The 15,404-nt window shown below is 38.7% G+C and carries 16 protein-coding genes and 1 other annotated feature; of the genes, 9 read left to right on the forward strand and 7 right to left on the reverse strand.

Annotated elements, in window-relative coordinates; all coding sequences use genetic code 11:
• Positions 1-28: 28 nt before the first annotated feature.
• The 3 genes from RGB74_RS05190 to RGB74_RS05200 are packed head-to-tail and all read right to left on the reverse strand — an operon-like array spanning position 29 to position 1,107.
• The gene (locus RGB74_RS05190) at positions 29-598 is read right to left on the reverse strand and encodes a manganese catalase family protein (RefSeq protein WP_310260536.1); all 570 of its coding nucleotides are present in this window, start codon (positions 596-598) and stop codon (positions 29-31) included.
• An 18-nt stretch (positions 599-616) separates the two neighbouring features.
• Entirely contained in the window at positions 617-844 is a 228-nt protein-coding gene (locus tag RGB74_RS05195) for a spore coat protein CotJB (RefSeq protein ID WP_310762798.1), read from the reverse strand.
• Positions 845-885: 41 nt separating this feature from the next.
• On the reverse strand, positions 886-1,107 hold the full coding sequence (locus RGB74_RS05200) for a spore coat associated protein CotJA (protein WP_310761936.1): 222 nt from the start codon (positions 1,105-1,107) through the stop codon (positions 886-888).
• Between the two features lie 142 nt (positions 1,108-1,249).
• Here RGB74_RS05200 and RGB74_RS05205 point away from each other — a divergent pair, with 142 nt between their 5' ends.
• Positions 1,250-1,621 (forward strand): VOC family protein, encoded by a 372-nt coding sequence (locus tag RGB74_RS05205; protein ID WP_310761937.1) that lies wholly within the window; start codon positions 1,250-1,252, stop codon positions 1,619-1,621.
• Here the strand turns inward: RGB74_RS05205 and RGB74_RS05210 are convergent.
• On the reverse strand, positions 1,611-2,129 hold the full coding sequence (locus tag RGB74_RS05210; RefSeq protein WP_310761938.1) for a gamma carbonic anhydrase: 519 nt from the start codon (positions 2,127-2,129) through the stop codon (positions 1,611-1,613). The genes RGB74_RS05205 and RGB74_RS05210 overlap by 11 nt on opposite strands.
• 511 nt (positions 2,130-2,640) lie before the next feature.
• Here RGB74_RS05210 and RGB74_RS05215 point away from each other — a divergent pair.
• A complete protein-coding gene (locus RGB74_RS05215) occupies positions 2,641-3,444 on the forward strand; it encodes an alpha/beta hydrolase (RefSeq protein WP_310761939.1) in 804 nt (267 codons plus the stop codon).
• 24 nt (positions 3,445-3,468) lie between these two features.
• Positions 3,469-4,539, forward strand: coding sequence for a tetraprenyl-beta-curcumene synthase family protein (locus tag RGB74_RS05220; RefSeq protein WP_310761940.1), 1,071 nt, complete (start codon positions 3,469-3,471; stop codon positions 4,537-4,539).
• 95 nt (positions 4,540-4,634) lie between these two features.
• Here the strand turns inward: RGB74_RS05220 and RGB74_RS05225 are convergent, their stop codons facing one another.
• Positions 4,635-5,210 (reverse strand): tRNA 5-(aminomethyl)-2-thiouridylate-methyltransferase MnmM, encoded by a 576-nt coding sequence (locus RGB74_RS05225; RefSeq protein ID WP_310761941.1) that lies wholly within the window; start codon positions 5,208-5,210, stop codon positions 4,635-4,637.
• On the reverse strand, positions 5,207-6,172 hold the full coding sequence (locus RGB74_RS05230) for a tRNA modification radical SAM protein MnmL/YtqA (protein WP_310761942.1): 966 nt from the start codon (positions 6,170-6,172) through the stop codon (positions 5,207-5,209). Before RGB74_RS05230 ends, RGB74_RS05225 begins: the two co-directional genes overlap by 4 nt.
• A gap of 162 nt (positions 6,173-6,334) precedes the next feature.
• Here RGB74_RS05230 and RGB74_RS05235 point away from each other — a divergent pair, with 162 nt between their 5' ends.
• The 6 genes from RGB74_RS05235 to RGB74_RS05260 all read left to right on the forward strand — a co-directional run bounded on the left by RGB74_RS05235 (position 6,335) and on the right by RGB74_RS05260 (position 13,953).
• A complete protein-coding gene (locus RGB74_RS05235; protein ID WP_310761943.1) occupies positions 6,335-7,537 on the forward strand; it encodes an MDR family MFS transporter in 1,203 nt (400 codons plus the stop codon).
• A gap of 97 nt (positions 7,538-7,634) precedes the next feature.
• Positions 7,635-7,867, forward strand: a binding site (T-box leader).
• Positions 7,868-7,932: 65 nt separating this feature from the next.
• Positions 7,933-10,353: a leucine--tRNA ligase gene (gene leuS / locus RGB74_RS05240; RefSeq protein ID WP_310761944.1), complete on the forward strand. Its 2,421-nt coding sequence runs from the start codon at positions 7,933-7,935 to the stop codon at positions 10,351-10,353.
• Positions 10,354-10,367: 14 nt separating this feature from the next.
• A complete protein-coding gene (locus RGB74_RS05245) occupies positions 10,368-10,670 on the forward strand; it encodes a rhodanese-like domain-containing protein (RefSeq protein ID WP_310761945.1) in 303 nt (100 codons plus the stop codon).
• A 114-nt stretch (positions 10,671-10,784) separates the two neighbouring features.
• On the forward strand, positions 10,785-12,704 hold the full coding sequence (locus RGB74_RS05250) for a putative bifunctional diguanylate cyclase/phosphodiesterase (RefSeq protein ID WP_310761946.1): 1,920 nt from the start codon (positions 10,785-10,787) through the stop codon (positions 12,702-12,704).
• Positions 12,705-12,926: 222 nt separating this feature from the next.
• Positions 12,927-13,562, forward strand: coding sequence for an SDR family oxidoreductase (locus RGB74_RS05255; protein WP_310761947.1), 636 nt, complete (start codon positions 12,927-12,929; stop codon positions 13,560-13,562).
• Positions 13,563-13,764: 202 nt separating this feature from the next.
• Positions 13,765-13,953, forward strand: coding sequence for a sporulation protein Cse60 (locus RGB74_RS05260; protein ID WP_310761948.1), 189 nt, complete (start codon positions 13,765-13,767; stop codon positions 13,951-13,953).
• Between the two features lies 1 nt (position 13,954).
• Here the strand turns inward: RGB74_RS05260 and RGB74_RS05265 are convergent, their stop codons facing one another.
• A complete protein-coding gene (locus RGB74_RS05265; protein WP_310762799.1) occupies positions 13,955-15,217 on the reverse strand; it encodes a BaiN/RdsA family NAD(P)/FAD-dependent oxidoreductase in 1,263 nt (420 codons plus the stop codon).
• Positions 15,218-15,404 lie beyond the last annotated feature (187 nt).

Consider the following 15,404-nt stretch of genomic DNA (forward strand, 5'->3'; position numbering starts at 1 on the left):
TGAAATACTGCCTTCATAGTAACTTCCTTTAAAAGAAAATTTTTCGGTCTCTTTCTTCTTTTAAAATTTCTACCGCTTCCCTAAAACGCTGAGAGTGAATAATTTCCCTTTCTCTTAAAAAACGGAGTGAATCATTTAAATCAGTATCATCTGACAGGTTGATAATCCATTGATAGGTTGCACGTGCCTTTTCTTCAGCAGCTATGTCTTCATACAAATCAGCGATTGGATCTCCTTTTGCTGCTATGTAACTCGCAGTAAACGGAACACCTGCTGCATTATGATAAAAAATAGCGCTATCGTGATTGGCGTAATGGGCATCAATTCCGGCATTCTTTAACTGTTCCGGAGTAGCATCCTTTGTCAGCTTATAAATCATTGTAGCTATCATCTCAAGATGTGCAAATTCTTCTGTACCAATATCCGTCAGCAGTCCGATTACTTTGTCGGGAATGGAGTACCTTTGATTTAAGTATCTTAACGCTGCCGCCAATTCTCCATCAGCACCTCCATATTGTTCAATTAAATATTTGGCAAGTGTAGGATTGCATGTAGATACTTTTACTGGATACTGAAGCTTTTTTTCGTAGATCCACATCTATGAATACCTCCTATTTTATATCTGCCAAGGCCATGGTCCGCTGTTCCAGTTCCAAGGCATTCCAGAATAGCTGTTTCCGTATTGCTGAAGTGGACCATATTTGGATTCGATTGCTCGTTTTATCTTTTTTCTTTGCTGGGCATATTGGTTAAATTGTTGTACTGCATTTGAATCTTGAGGATGTGTGTCTAAATACAAGGTTAGTTCTACAAGAACGAAGTCAACCGCTTGAAGTTCTTCCATCCACTGATAAAACTCTTCAGGCAATGTTTGCTGCAAAGTTATTACCTCCTTCTTGCATAAGGATTTTCGTAATAATCATAAAATGCAGGCCAGAGAGTGCCTTTCTTTAAAGCTTCTTTTGGAGAAAACTGCGGCAGGTCATAAGGTTGGAATCCCATATATAAATTAGGAGGAGTTGAGTAAAATTTTTCTCCAATCGGTGGGCAAGGATCGAAAGGGCTGTGGTATGGGACGTATGATTTTGTGCTAGAATTCCGATTCATCAAAATAAAACCACCTTTCAAAAGAGTCTCTAAACCATTCTATTCCTAATGAACAGGTTATCATGACTTAATCATCTCAATTTCTTATTGACTATGGTAAAATAATGGGCAAATCATTCTAAAAAAATGAGGTGAACGACTTATGTATGAAGGGATCCATCATGTCTCCGTTTTAGTGACAAATTTGAAGGAATCTTTATATTTTTACGAGGGTATTTTAGGATTTAAACAAAATAAAAAACGCCCTCAGTTTGATTTTCCGGGCGTTTGGTATGATATTGGGAATACTCAATTGCATTTGATTCAATATCCTGATGGGAAAGCTCGAAGGAACACAACTCAAATTGATAGCAGGGACGGGCATTTTGCTGTCCGAGTAAAAGATATGGAGAAATTATTGCAAATTCTTGACCATCATAAAATTCCTTACCTCAATAAAGAAATAAACAAGACAGATTGGCATCAAGTTTATGTAAGTGACCCTGACGGTAATCTAATTGAATTCAACGCTTAGGTTGAAGAGACTTATAGTATTGCCCTTTTTCGTAATATTCACGGCGAATACGATCCATATCTTTAATATCATCATCATTTAATTCACGAACTACTTTTGCTGGTCTTCCGAATGCTAATGTGTTTGGCGGGATGACTTTTCCAGGAGGAACAAGACTGCCAGCCCCTATAAAAGCACCTTTGCCGATTTGTGCACCATCAAGTACTAAAGAACCCATTCCGATCAGTGCGTTCTCTTCAATCGTACAGCTGTGAAGGATGACACTATGACCAATTGTTACACCATCTTTAATATGAAGGGTCCTGTTAGGGCTTTGATGTAAAACAGAATTATCTTGCACGTTAACATACTTTCCTATGATTGTTGGGGAAACATCTCCCCGAATCGATGTGTTGAACCAAATCGAGGAGCACTCACCGATTTGAACATCACCGGTTATCGTTACATAATCTGCAATAAAAGCAGTTTCAGAAATTTTCGGTTTTTTATCTTGATAAGGATAAATCATAGTTTCACTTCCTGTTATCTTTTAGTTAACTATAGTGTAGCAAATTATTCCGTTTTTTTTATATGGAAATTTAAATGCTCTTTTCTAAAAGATTGTTGCTATTAAATCTTTTTTAATGTCTTCTTTGAATAGTTGGTTGTAGTGTAAGGTGGGAGACTCCTCGAAAATAAAATTCAATTTTCTTCGTGCGATGTCTTGCTGCCGGAGCTTTCCTTGTCCTGCCGGGACAGGCGGGCAGTCCGAAAAGCGGAAGCGGTTTGGTCAGCCCCGACAAGCAAAAGGGAAAGGGGCTAAGAAGGCGCTTTTTGCCTTAAGGACCATTAACCTTTTGACCTCGAGGGGCTAACCGCTGTAGCTAGACAGGTGAGACACTTAAAAGTGAAACGTTACGAATGTGGCTCACCGCCTGCCCCGCGGAAAGCGAGCACCTGGAACGGAAATCAACCAATTGCAAGGGTCAATGGCAACAACGTTTACGAAAATAGCTATTTTTAAAAAAGAGGGTGATTATATGTGGAAATGGACAACAAGCCAGGAAGCCATAGGAACAGTAGTGGTTGTCCACGGCGCAAATGAACATCATGGAAGATATGATTGGGTTATCAATCAATTTAATGCAGCAGGTTTTCATTGTGTCTCTGGCGATCTCCCTGGGCAAGGAACAACAACAAGACGCAGAGGGCACATTGATGCGTTCGATGAATACATTTTCGCGATTGAAAACTGGGTAGCTGAAGCTCATAAGTTTGGTCTGCCCGTATACATTCTCGGTCATAGCATGGGCGGTTTGGCCGTAATAAGAACATTAATAGAAAAGAAACTCTCCATAAAAGCTTTAATTTTGTCTTCACCATGTCTCGGGTTGTCACATCATACTTCGAAAGGGAAAGAAGTTCTTTCCTTGTTATTAAATAAATTGGCCCCAGGAGTTCGTCTTGCTACCGGTTTACCTGAAGGAAGTGCAACTCGTAATGAAGAGATTCGGGTACGTGATAAAGAAGATAAACTTATTGTGAAAAAGGTATCAGTGAGATGGTACAGAGAGCTAACAGCCTCAATGAAGTATGTGTTTGATCACTATAAAAGCTTTCCGAACATCCCGGTGCTGCTTTTACAAGCTGGCGATGACTTAATTGTGGATAAAGAATCGGTAAAACAATGGTTTAACGGTGTAAACCTTGAAGAAAAATGGTATAAAGAATTTCCTTCCCTATACCATGAAGTGCTTAATGAGCCAGAACGCGATCAAGTTTTTGATTATGTAAAAAGATTTTTGTTATTGCATAGTGAAATCAATAAAGGAAAAGGTAAGTAAAGAACGTTACAAAGGAGCCCTGACATGAATAAAGTTCCGGTCCACCCTTGGGGATTAATGTATTCCGTATATAAAAATGTTTTTCCGACAGTTGGGCAGCTGCTCAACGACTGGCGTGATAAAGCGAAATTAATCCCCAATCCTGAATTGAGACAGCAAGCACTTAACAGTATCTCTGATAAAATGTTTCACTGTGAAGGCGGATCCATCTTAACTTTACTGGCAGGATCTCACCAAAAAAAGGCGATTGAATTTGTGGTTGCTTATCAGACGATAAGTGATTATTTGGATAACCTTTGCGACCGCAGCACGTCGCTTAATGAAAAAGATTTTAGAGCCCTTCATGAAAGTATGTTCCATGCTCTATCACCGGGAGCTGTACCAAATAATTATTACCGCTATAGAGAAGAGCAAGAAGATGGCGGATATTTGGCAAGTCTTGTATTAACTTGTCAACGTGTTTTATCTGAGATAAGATCATATCTCGATATTACGAAGGAGCTGATCGGGTTAGCTCAAATTTATTGTGATCTTCAAGTTCATAAGCATGTCGTTGTACATGAACGTGAACCTCGGTTAATGAGTTGGTTTGGGGAGTATCAGTCTATTTTGCCGGATATTACTTGGTACGAGTTTTCTGCATGTGCAGGATCCACATTGGGTATCTTTTGTTTAGTTAGTTATGCTTTTCAAGGGAATTTCACAAAAGAATCAGCAGCAGAGATTAAAAAGGGCTACTTTCCTTGGCTACAAGGTTTACATATTTTACTTGATTATTTTATTGACCAAGATGAGGACAAGCTTGAAGGCGACTTGAATTTTTGTACGTATTACCAAAATGAACAGCATATGCTCGAACGTATGATTTATTTTGCGAAGAAGGCGGAAAAAAGCTGTGCTATGCTGCCAAATTCAAAATTCCATCGTCTTATTCAGAGAGGACTTTTAGGCATTTATCTAGCTGATAATAAAGTGTCTGAATCACCTGTCATTAAACAGATGGCATCAAAGCTCGTAAAAGTAGGCGGGGCAACGAGTTACTTTTTTTACGTAAACCGTAAACTGTATCAAAGATTTAAACCATCACTTACTTAAATAAAAGTTGTTTTTGTAAATTTTGTTACTGATAAAACAATTTAAAAACTATAATCCTTAATAAAAAGAGGCTGAACCAACCTTTTAAGTTGAATTCAGCCTCTTTTTTCGATAGCAACGACAAATGGCGGATCGTTTTTTTGATTGATAAAATCATATTTTAATACGTGTGCCTTTGCTTGATCCAAGTTTTCAACATAATTCATCACAAGATGTTTTTCATGTTTTCCTTCTTCATGGCCGTGATAAATTACAAGGATGATGACACCGCCTGTTTTAAGCAAATCGAACAGTTGTTCAATTGCACGAATAGTTGATGTGCCAGTCGTTGTGATCGTTTTATCACTTCCAGGCAAATAACCAAGATTAAAAATAGCTGCGGTTATTTTTCCAGAAACACTGTCAGGCAGAAGGTTAGTCATATTGTCGTGTGAGGAATGAAAAAAAGTCACATTATCATCAGCTTCATTATCCAATAATCTTTGTTGTGACTTTTGAATCGCAGTTTCCTGAATGTCAAAAGCAAAGACACGGCCATCTTTTTCAACCAGCCTTGATAAAAATAAAGTATCATGCCCATTGCCGCATGTAGCATCGATCACAAAGTCTCCTGCATTGCTAAAAGTTTGCAGCAGTGTTCTGGCAAAAGGGAGGACGCCTTCTAATTTCATAATGATTGCTCCTTTAACGGTTGATAAAACTTGCCTTGGAAGCTGTCTCTTCTCTTTAGTTCTGCCTCGATCGAATTTAATACTTTCCATTTATTTAAACTCCACATTGGACCGACCAATAAATCTGGTGGTCCGTCACCTGTTAATCGGTGGATCATCATATCCGGCGGGATGACTTCTAATTGATCACATACGAGATTTACATACGTATCAAAATCAAGAAATTCAAGCATTCCTTGTTCGTATTGCTTAACCATTGGTGTTTTCTTTAACAGGTGCAATAAATGGATCTTGATCCCTTGAACATCAAGTTTTGCAACTTCCCGTGCAGTTTCCATCATCATTTCAGGTGTTTCTAAAGGAAGGCCATTGATGATATGTGAGCACACTCGAATGTTGTGTTTGCGCAGCTTATTCACACCTTCTACATAAGTTTCATAGTCATGTGCACGATTGATCAGTAAGGCTGTCCGTTCATGTACAGTTTGCAGACCGAGTTCAACCCATAAATAGGTCCGTTTATTTAAATCGGCTAAATATTCCACAACATCATCAGGCAGGCAGTCTGGACGTGTTGCGATTGAAAGACCAACCACTCCGTCTTGTTCAAGTACTGTTTCATATAGTTCTTTTAACTTTTCGACTGGTGCATAAGTATTCGTAAAGGCTTGGAAATAACCGAGATATTTTCCTTTTTTCCATTTTGAATGCATACGCTCTTTTACGGTATTAAACTGTGTGATGATGTCGTCGCGACGATCACCAGCAAAATCACCTGATCCGCTTTGGGAGCAAAATGTGCAGCCTCCGTGTGCTGCTTTTCCATCCCGGTTCGGGCAATCGAATCCGCCATCTAGTGGTACTTTTATAATCTTTTCGCTAAAGTGCATTTTTAAATGCTGATTCCATGTGTAATATCGTTTATCCCCGAAGTAAGGTGGGATATCAGTTAAATGTGCCATCAGTTTCACTCCTTTTTTCGGCGATGAGCACCATATAGCATTGTAGCATTTTCAAGTCTGGCGCGCTATCGAGCACTAAAGTTTATTATGATTGTAAAGTTAAGGGAAAAGGACTAAAATACAGAAGGAATTATAGATATCATCGTAAGCGGGGGAGTTAATATGCCGGCGAAAGTGTGGCTGCTTATTATCGGAATGGCACTTAATGTAACAGGTTCAAGCTTTCTTTGGCCGATCAATACAATTTTTATGCACGAGCATCTAGGTAAGTCTTTAACGATAGCGGGGATCGTCCTTTTATTAAATTCTGGAGCTGGGGTAATAGGAAATCTTGCAGGCGGTTTATTGTTTGACCGATATGGGGGATACCGTACGATTCTCCTTGGGGTCACCCTTTCTTTCAGCACATCCTTACTGCTTATTTGGTTTCATGATTTTTGGTCTTACAGCATCTTGCTCGTGTTTATGGGACTTGGTATGGGTATAGTTTTTCCATCTATGTATGCCCTTGCAGGTACGATGTGGAAAGAAGGCGGCAGGAAAGCATTTAACCGTATTTATATTGCACAAAATGCAGGAGTTGCATTAGGTGCAGCACTTGGTGGATTTGCTGCGTCTTATTCTTTTACAATCTCATTTATTAGCAGTTCTGTTTTGTCATTTGCTTTTCTAATCATCGTTTATTTTGGTTTTAAAGACCTTGGGACAAATGAAGAAATGGGTGTTGAAACTGTATTTACGCAAAAACGACGAATTCATAACAAACCGGCATTTATTGCATTACTGATCTTATGCGGAGGTTACTTATTAGCCTGGATCAGTTATGTTCAGTGGCAATCCACAATCGCAACGTACACACAAAATATAGGAGTCAGTTTGAAAATGTATAGTCTGTTATGGACCGTAAACGGACTGTTAATCGTACTTGGGCAGCCGGTCATCCACGTGTTATTGAAAAAGTGGCTGAAAACGACAACCTCTCAAATCCTCGTTGGATATGTTATTTTTGTAGTGTCATTTGTTATTGTTGGGAATGCACATAACTTCAATGGTTTCTTAGTTTCAATGATTATATTGACAATTGGAGAAATGCTTGTCTGGCCAGGGGTTCCTACGATTGCATCGGAGCTGGCTCCTGCAGGAAGAGCAGGGTTTTATCAAGGGGTCGTGAACAGTACAGCAACAGGAGGCAGAATGATAGGACCATTGTTTGGTGGAATGATAACTGATTTGTTTAACATGGATATCCTGTTTAAGACGTCTATTGGATTACTAGTTATCGCCTTTGCATTGACAACAGTCTACAGCAAGAACCGTCAAACAATCAAAGCTCAAAAAGAGTCTGCCCAGCCATTATCGATTTAAAAGTTTAAAAAAAAGGAAAAAATAGGATATAATTATTGGAACAGCCTTGACATTTTCAAAAAGAATTCATAAAATACAAATTAACATCTATTATTCGTTAATAACGATGATAGGGATTAGTAGAAAAAGAATGGAGCACTAGAGAGTTGGCGGATGCTGCGAGTCAACCCGGACTTTTTTGAACTCACCCTTTAGTTGCAAGTATGAATAAAGTAATTCTTGCCGTCCCGCCGCGTTAAGGTTTGTTTTGAGAGAACGTGATTTCTTGCGTTAATCAGGGTGGTACCGCGGCAGGTTCATAATTTTGTGATCTAACCTTTCGTCCCTAATTTTTATTAGGGGTGAAAGGTTTTTTTATTTTTTATTGATTAAAGGTCTATGAAGGAGGATCGGTTATGTATTATAACCACAAAACGATCGAGAAAAAATGGCAGCATTTTTGGGAAGAAAATAAAACTTTCCAAACGAAAGAAGAATACGACAAACAAAAATTTTATGCGCTAGATATGTTTCCATACCCATCAGGAGCTGGACTTCATGTCGGCCATCCAGAAGGATACACTGCAACGGATATTCTATCACGAATGAAACGGATGCAAGGCTACAATGTCCTTCATCCGATGGGGTGGGACGCATTCGGTCTTCCTGCTGAACAATACGCATTAGATACAGGCAATGATCCTGCAGAGTTTACAAAACAAAATATCAGTACGTTTAAGAGACAGATTAAAGAACTTGGATTCTCTTACGACTGGGACCGAGAAGTGAATACAACAGATCCGGATTATTACAAATGGACCCAATGGATTTTTATTCAGTTGTACAAAAAAGGACTTGCTTACGTTGATGAAGTACCTGTTAACTGGTGTGAAGCATTAGGTACAGTTCTTGCGAATGAAGAAGTAATCGACGGGAAAAGCGAACGCGGAGGTCATCCTGTTGTCCGTAAGCCTATGAGACAATGGATGCTTAAAATAACTGCCTATGCTGATCGTTTGCTTGAGGATCTAAATGAACTGGATTGGCCGGAAAGCCTGAAAGACATGCAGCGCAATTGGATCGGGCGTTCTGAAGGTGCAGAAGTTCATTTTGATATTGATGGACACTCTGATAAAATCACGGTTTTTACAACAAGACCTGATACACTTTTTGGAGCGACGTACCTTGTACTTGCTCCTGAAAATAAGCTTGTTGAAGCCATCGTTTCTGATGAGCAGAATGAAGCAGTAACAAGTTATAAAAAACAAATCGAAACAAAGTCTGATCTAGAAAGAACGGAATTGAATAAAGAAAAATCAGGCGTCTTTACAGGTGCATATGCGATTCACCCTGTAACAGGTGCTAAACTGCCGATCTGGATTGCAGATTATGTACTAGCAAGCTATGGAACAGGAGCCATTATGGCTGTTCCTGGACATGATGAGAGAGATCACGAGTTTGCAGTGAAATTCGAACTTCCGATTGTGGAAGTTGTTTCAGGCGGTAACGTTGCTGAGGAGGCTTATACGGGAGACGGCGATCATGTAAATTCTGACTTCTTGAATGGAATGTCAAAAATAGATGCAATTGAAAAAATGAATGCATGGCTTGTTGAGAATAATAAAGGCGAGAAGAAGATCACTTATCGTCTTCGCGACTGGCTGTTCTCCCGTCAGCGCTATTGGGGAGAACCTATTCCGATCATTCATTGGGAAGATGGCACAATGACAGCAGTTGCAGAAAATGAGCTTCCACTTGTTCTTCCGATTGTTAAAGAAATTAAACCATCAGGGACAGGTGAGTCACCACTGGCGAATGTAGAAGATTGGGTAAATGTCGTTGATCCAATTACAGGTAAAAAGGGCCGCCGTGAAACGAATACGATGCCTCAATGGGCAGGCAGCTGTTGGTACTACTTAAGATATATTGATCCAAAAAACAACGAAGAGCTGGCTTCAAAAGAGAAATTGAATCACTGGCTTCCTGTTGATATCTATATTGGCGGAGCTGAACATGCAGTACTACACCTTCTTTATGCTCGTTTCTGGCATAAAGTACTTTACGATCTAGGTGTCGTTCCGACAAAAGAACCGTTTCAGCGTTTGTTCAACCAAGGGATGATTCTTGGTGAAGGCAATGAAAAGATGAGTAAATCAAAAGGCAACGTTGTTAATCCAGATGAAATTGTAGCTAGCCATGGTGCGGATACATTAAGATTATATGAAATGTTCATGGGACCGCTGGATGCTTCTATTGCATGGAGTACAACTGGTCTTGACGGTGCTAGAAGATTTCTTGACCGTGTTTGGAGATTGTTAGCAGCTGAAAACGGTGATGGCTTGAATCCGGCTATTCAAGATGCAAAGGGCACAGATGCATTTACTCGTCTATACCATATTACGGTTAAAAAAGTAACGGAAGACTTTGAGGCATTGCGATTTAATACTGCAATCTCGCAGCTTATGGTATTTATTAACGATGCGAATAAACAAGAAGTACTTCCTAAGACTCTAATTCAAGGATTTGTAAAAATGCTTTCTCCGATTGCTCCGCATATTTGTGAAGAACTTTGGGAGAAACTAGGCGGAGTGTCGAGTATCGCTTATGAATCTTGGCCAGTTTGGGATGAGGCACAGTTAGTTGAAAATGAAGTTGAAATTGTTGTTCAAGTGAATGGTAAATTAAAATCAAAAATGACAATTCCTGCAAACATCAGCGGTCAGGAAATGGAACAAGCTGCACTTAAAGAAGAGATTGTTCGACAAAGCATTGAAGGAAAAACGATTCGAAAAGTAATTACTGTTCCAGGCAAACTTGTAAATATTGTAGCCAACTAAAGGAGGTACATTTCATGGATTATGAACTAAAAGAAATATCTCCATCTGAAGTTAAAAGCCTTTTAAAAGATGGGAAAAAGATTTCATTGATTGATGTGCGTGAGGATGAGGAAATAGCAGAAGGAAAGATTCCAGAAGCAGCTCATATAAAAATGGGAGAAATTCCAGATCGATTGAATGAGATTGATAAAAATGAAGAACATATTATCATTTGCCGATCAGGCAGAAGAAGTGAGAATGTAGCACTTTTTCTGCAAGATAAAGGGTATAAAGTGATAAATATGTCCGGCGGAATGCTGGAGTATAACCAGGATTAAGAAAATCCCTTCTGTTCATTAAATGAGCAGAAGGGATTTTTTTGTTACGAAAAGTAAAGTATGTGAGTGGTTAACCGATAAAAAGGATATACCTTTATAACCCTGGAGGCCAACATGGAAGTAAGACACTCTAATACGAAGAAATGGATAAGCATCTCTGCAATGTTATTCAGCGTTCAGATTGCGGGTACAATAGGGTTAATCTACAGCCAATTCTATATGTTTTATATGCTCAATATTGTCATATCTATTGCAGGAGCAATATTTGTTTATAAAATACTAAACCGTAAAGATGTGTATTCAGTAAATCTGGAAGATGAAATTCAAAAACATAAAAAAACATTCAGTCTGCTAGAAACGAGTAACATGAAATTACAAAACATTTTTGACAGTATCGATGTTGCCATCTGGTCTCATAACTTGCAGACTAACAAACTGCTAATAACTCCGGGCATTGAAAAACTGTATGGCTATCCATTAAAGGCTTTTTATGATGACGCTGATTTATGGAAAAAGGTCATACATCCTGAAGACATTGAGGTAGTTATTAAAAGGGCACATGAAATTGAAAACGGAATCGTCGCAACAAGCGAGTACAGAATCATCAGACCTGATGGGGAAATCAGATGGATTCATGATCGAGGAATTCCTTTTTTAAATGAACAAAAGGAACTGATTGATTTTAACTCGATTTTAATTGACATTACCGAACGAAAACGTGCTGAAATGACGATCGAACATATGGCTTATTTTGATGAATTAACGGGATTGCCTAATCGTAACGGTTTTAAAAAGAGAATTGATGAGAAGATAAAAGATGCGAGTCTCATACAAAATGATCTAGCTTTATTTTATTTAGATTTGGATCGTTTTAATGTCCTAAATGACACACTTGGACATAGTTTCGGTGATTTGCTGCTGCAGCAGGTTGCTGGTTTGCTTAAAAACACTATCGGCGAAAAAGGTGAGGTCTTTAGAAGAAGTGGTGATGAGTTCCTTCTGCTGATGGATTTCAAATCTAAAAATGAAGTGATAAAAATCGCAGAAGAGCTGATTGCATCCTTTACAAAGTCTTTTCTATTAAGCGGACAAGAAGTGTTTATTACACCTAGTATAGGAATAAGTCTTTATCCGGTTAACGGCTCTGATAGTGAAACTCTATTAAAAAGAGCGGATTCGGCGCTTTACCAAGCAAAAGAACGAGGGCGGAACACGTATCAATTTTTCACTGAGCAGCGTGATGGAAAGATGGAAAGAAGATTAAACTTGGAACATGGATTAAGAAAAGCCTTGAACAATAATGAATTATTTCTTGTATATCAACCGCAAGTTGATCTTTGTAGTCGGAAAATTATAGGTGTTGAAACGCTGCTGAGATGGAATAAGGAAGATGAGGGAATGGTTTCTCCAGCTGAATTCATCCCGATTGCCGAAGAAACCGGTTTGATTTTACCGATCGGAGAATGGGTCCTTAAAAACGCCTGTCTTCAAGGTATCAAATGGCACAAACTAGGGTTTAGCGAACTCGTGATTTCAGTTAATATCTCAGTTCGTCAGCTTTTGGAAGAGTCATTTATTGAAAGAGTCGAAGCGATATTAGAAGAAGTTGATTTCCCTGCTGCCTTATTAGAGCTTGAAATTACAGAAAGTACGACGATGGAAAGCATGGAAGAAACACTGCCAGTCCTTCATCGATTAAGATTAAAAGGAATAAAAATCTCCATCGATGATTTTGGTACTGGCTATTCATCCTTAACTTATTTAAGAAAGCTGCCAGTCGATACGCTGAAAATCGATAAGATGTTTATTGATGATATTTTAACTGACTCAAAAAGCAGTGCCATCGTAAAAACCATAATTGATATGGGACAAAACCTAGGTTTTCATGTTATTGCAGAAGGTATTGAAAGTGTCGAACAAGTAGATAGCTTATTGGAGAATGGATGTATATGCGGACAAGGCTATTACTTGTATAAACCGCATAAAGCAGATGAAATAGAGAAGCATCTTGAAAAGAATATGGTGATCAGTTAAAAATGACACGGAAATCGTTTGGAAAACGATTTTTCCGGGTCGTTTTTTTTTTTTTATTTCTGCGTGTTCAGCGAGATTTATACTCGCTGGACGCGTCATACGGAAAATATGTACGCTTAATGAAGGTAACCCACGGGATCTTAACCTATCATTCCCTATGTTTCACAAATGCTTTTTCGTGTAACACTACATAGGTAGATCAGTTTAAGGAGTGAATGAGAAATGAACGTACTTGTAATCGGAGCAAATGGAAATATAGGAAAAATAACTTGTGCCATGCTGGCTGAACAAGGTCATTCTGTTAAAGCAATGATTAGAAAAGAAGAGCAGAAAAAGGATTTTCAGCATCCGAATATGGAAGCTGTATTAGGTGATTTAGAAAAAGACTTTGAACATGTATTTAGTGGTATTGATGTGGTTGTTTTTACAGCTGGGTCTGGTGGTCATACACCATCTGAGAAGACAGATGCAGTGGATTATGAAGGTGCTGTTAAATCAATAAAACTGGCGGAAGCGCATAATGTAAAACAATTTATTATGGTGAGTGCTATAGCAGCAGATACACCTGAAAAAGGACCAGAAGGACTGCGTCATTATTTAGAAGCTAAAGGCAAAGCCGATCAAATCTTAATGGACAGTTCATTGAATTACACAATTCTTCGCCCAGGTGCTTTAACGGATGAAGACGGAATGGGATTAATTGAAGCTAAGAAAAAGTTAAATGAAAGAGGATCTATCCCTCGAGTGGACGTGGCAAGAACTATTTTAGCGAGCCTCGGAAATGAAAGAGTATATAAAAAAGTATTTGAAATGATAGAAGGTGAAGTGCCGATTCAAACTGCAATTGAGTCTGCATAAGGTATAAGACAAAACTAGTCAAAGTTAAACAAAGGAAAAGCATCCTCTTATGGTGAAATGCTTTAATGACCGGTTTGACACGACAAGCACATAAACTCCTGACCAAAGACACGCTCTTTGTGTCTAGGGAAGGAGAGAATGTGACCTCGAGTGTCTGGGCATTAAGGCTGGACATTACTCCATGTAAAAAGGGGATGCTTTTATGATTCAAGTTAAATTATTTGATGAAGATCATGAAGAAGACCTTGAAGAATCAATCAATGAGTTTTTGAATGAAATACCAAACGAAAATTTTATAGATATTAAATACCAAATAGCAGTATGTGATAGTGTCCATGAAGAAAATGAAACGATGTTTTCTTTCTCAGCCATGATTGTTTATAAAAAATAGACTACTGCAGTGCATGATAGGCGGCGTTTGTACCTGCAATATTCCCGGTAACAAATGCAACTGTAATATTGTATCCACCCGTATAGCCATGAAGATCAAGTATCTCTCCGCAGAAGAATAAACCTTCTTGTTTCTTGGATGCCATCGTTTGAGGTGCGATTTCTTTAACAGATACGCCGCCACCTGTTACAAAGGCTTTCTCGATCGATAAAGTCCCGCTTACTTGAAAAGAAAACCCCTTCATGTGCTGAGTGAGCAGACGCAGCGCTTGCTTAGGAACTTGGTCTGCCGTCACATCCCCATCGATATTTGCTTGTTCAATTAAGAACAGCAGATATTTCTCAGGGAGCATACCTTTTAAAACGTTCTTTATCGCTTTTTTAGGTTCTTCTGTAATTCTTTTTTGTATAGCTGCGAGTAATATCTCTTCATGCTCATCTGGGAAAGAATCTATACGCATTTCAATGGAAGGAACATTAAACTTTTTTAATGCTTTAACAACGTACTGACTGCAGCGAAGTGCAGCTGGTCCGGATACACCGAAATGCGTAAAAATCATATCCATTTGATGTGCTTTTATTAATTTGCCTTTTGGATTCCAAACAGAAAGAGAAATGTTGCGCAATGAGATGCCTTGCAGCGTTTTTTGTTTTATAAAAGTTTCGTTTGATGTAATAGGTACCTCTGTAGGATATAGGTCAGTTATCGTGTGGCCGGCTTTTTTCGCCCAAGCATATCCATCGCCTGTAGATCCAGTGTGAGGAACCGATTTTCCTCCTACAGCAATTACAACTGATTTTGTTTGAATTGTTTCGCCGGACTCTAGAACAATTTCATGAAGTTCATCATTAAAATGAATCGTTTTAACAGGGGTATTTGTTCTAATCTGTACCCCAAGCTGTCTAATTTTCTGTAAAAGGACTGCAACAACGTCTGTTGCTTTATTCGATACAGGAAACATGCGACCATGATCTTCTTCTTTTAACTCGATTCCTAAATTCTCGAAAAATGAGATAATATCTTCATTATTAAATACAGAAAAAGCACTGTATAAAAATCGTCCATTGCCAGGAATGTGTTTAATGATTTCTTCTACTGGCAAACGGTTTGTCACATTGCAGCGGCCGCCGCCAGAGATAGCCAGTTTGCGGCCCAACTTATCGCCTTTATCGATTAATAGGACGCGTGCCTTATTTTGTGCGGCACCCACACTGGCCATTAAACCTGAAGGACCTCCTCCAATGACAACGCAATCATAAATCATACAGATCCCAACTTTCTTATCCATTCGCTTAAAAATCTTTCCATACAATAGCATAGGTTTCCAAAAAAGGCTATTAATTTCTAAGCTTGTTACAATTCTTTTTCGTTTCGTTTGTAAGCAGGTAAAATACGTTACAAGAGCTTTTAATGTGATACAATACAAATAATGTTTTTACGCTTTAATAGAA

The organism is Bacillus sp. NEB1478, from assembly GCF_031582965.1.
Classification (GTDB): domain Bacteria; phylum Bacillota; class Bacilli; order Bacillales; family Fictibacillaceae; genus Fictibacillus.

Bases quoted from the DNA above. Each gene is read 5' to 3' on its own strand.
- RGB74_RS05190 (WP_310260536.1), bottom strand. From the start codon at position 598: ATGTGGATCTACGAAAAAAAGCTTCAGTATCCAGTAAAAGTATCTACA.
- RGB74_RS05195 (WP_310762798.1), bottom strand. From the start codon at position 844: ATGGAAGAACTTCAAGCGGTTGACTTCGTTCTTGTAGAACTAACCTTG.
- RGB74_RS05200 (WP_310761936.1), bottom strand. From the start codon at position 1,107: ATGAATCGGAATTCTAGCACAAAATCATACGTCCCATACCACAGCCCT.
- RGB74_RS05205 (WP_310761937.1), top strand. From the start codon at position 1,250: ATGTATGAAGGGATCCATCATGTCTCCGTTTTAGTGACAAATTTGAAG.
- RGB74_RS05210 (WP_310761938.1), bottom strand. From the start codon at position 2,129: ATGATTTATCCTTATCAAGATAAAAAACCGAAAATTTCTGAAACTGCT.
- RGB74_RS05215 (WP_310761939.1), top strand. From the start codon at position 2,641: ATGTGGAAATGGACAACAAGCCAGGAAGCCATAGGAACAGTAGTGGTT.
- RGB74_RS05220 (WP_310761940.1), top strand. From the start codon at position 3,469: ATGAATAAAGTTCCGGTCCACCCTTGGGGATTAATGTATTCCGTATAT.
- RGB74_RS05225 (WP_310761941.1), bottom strand. From the start codon at position 5,210: ATGAAATTAGAAGGCGTCCTCCCTTTTGCCAGAACACTGCTGCAAACT.
- RGB74_RS05230 (WP_310761942.1), bottom strand. From the start codon at position 6,172: ATGGCACATTTAACTGATATCCCACCTTACTTCGGGGATAAACGATAT.
- RGB74_RS05235 (WP_310761943.1), top strand. From the start codon at position 6,335: ATGCCGGCGAAAGTGTGGCTGCTTATTATCGGAATGGCACTTAATGTA.
- leuS (WP_310761944.1), top strand. From the start codon at position 7,933: ATGTATTATAACCACAAAACGATCGAGAAAAAATGGCAGCATTTTTGG.
- RGB74_RS05245 (WP_310761945.1), top strand. From the start codon at position 10,368: ATGGATTATGAACTAAAAGAAATATCTCCATCTGAAGTTAAAAGCCTT.
- RGB74_RS05250 (WP_310761946.1), top strand. From the start codon at position 10,785: ATGGAAGTAAGACACTCTAATACGAAGAAATGGATAAGCATCTCTGCA.
- RGB74_RS05255 (WP_310761947.1), top strand. From the start codon at position 12,927: ATGAACGTACTTGTAATCGGAGCAAATGGAAATATAGGAAAAATAACT.
- RGB74_RS05260 (WP_310761948.1), top strand. From the start codon at position 13,765: ATGATTCAAGTTAAATTATTTGATGAAGATCATGAAGAAGACCTTGAA.
- RGB74_RS05265 (WP_310762799.1), bottom strand. From the start codon at position 15,217: ATGATTTATGATTGCGTTGTCATTGGAGGAGGTCCTTCAGGTTTAATG.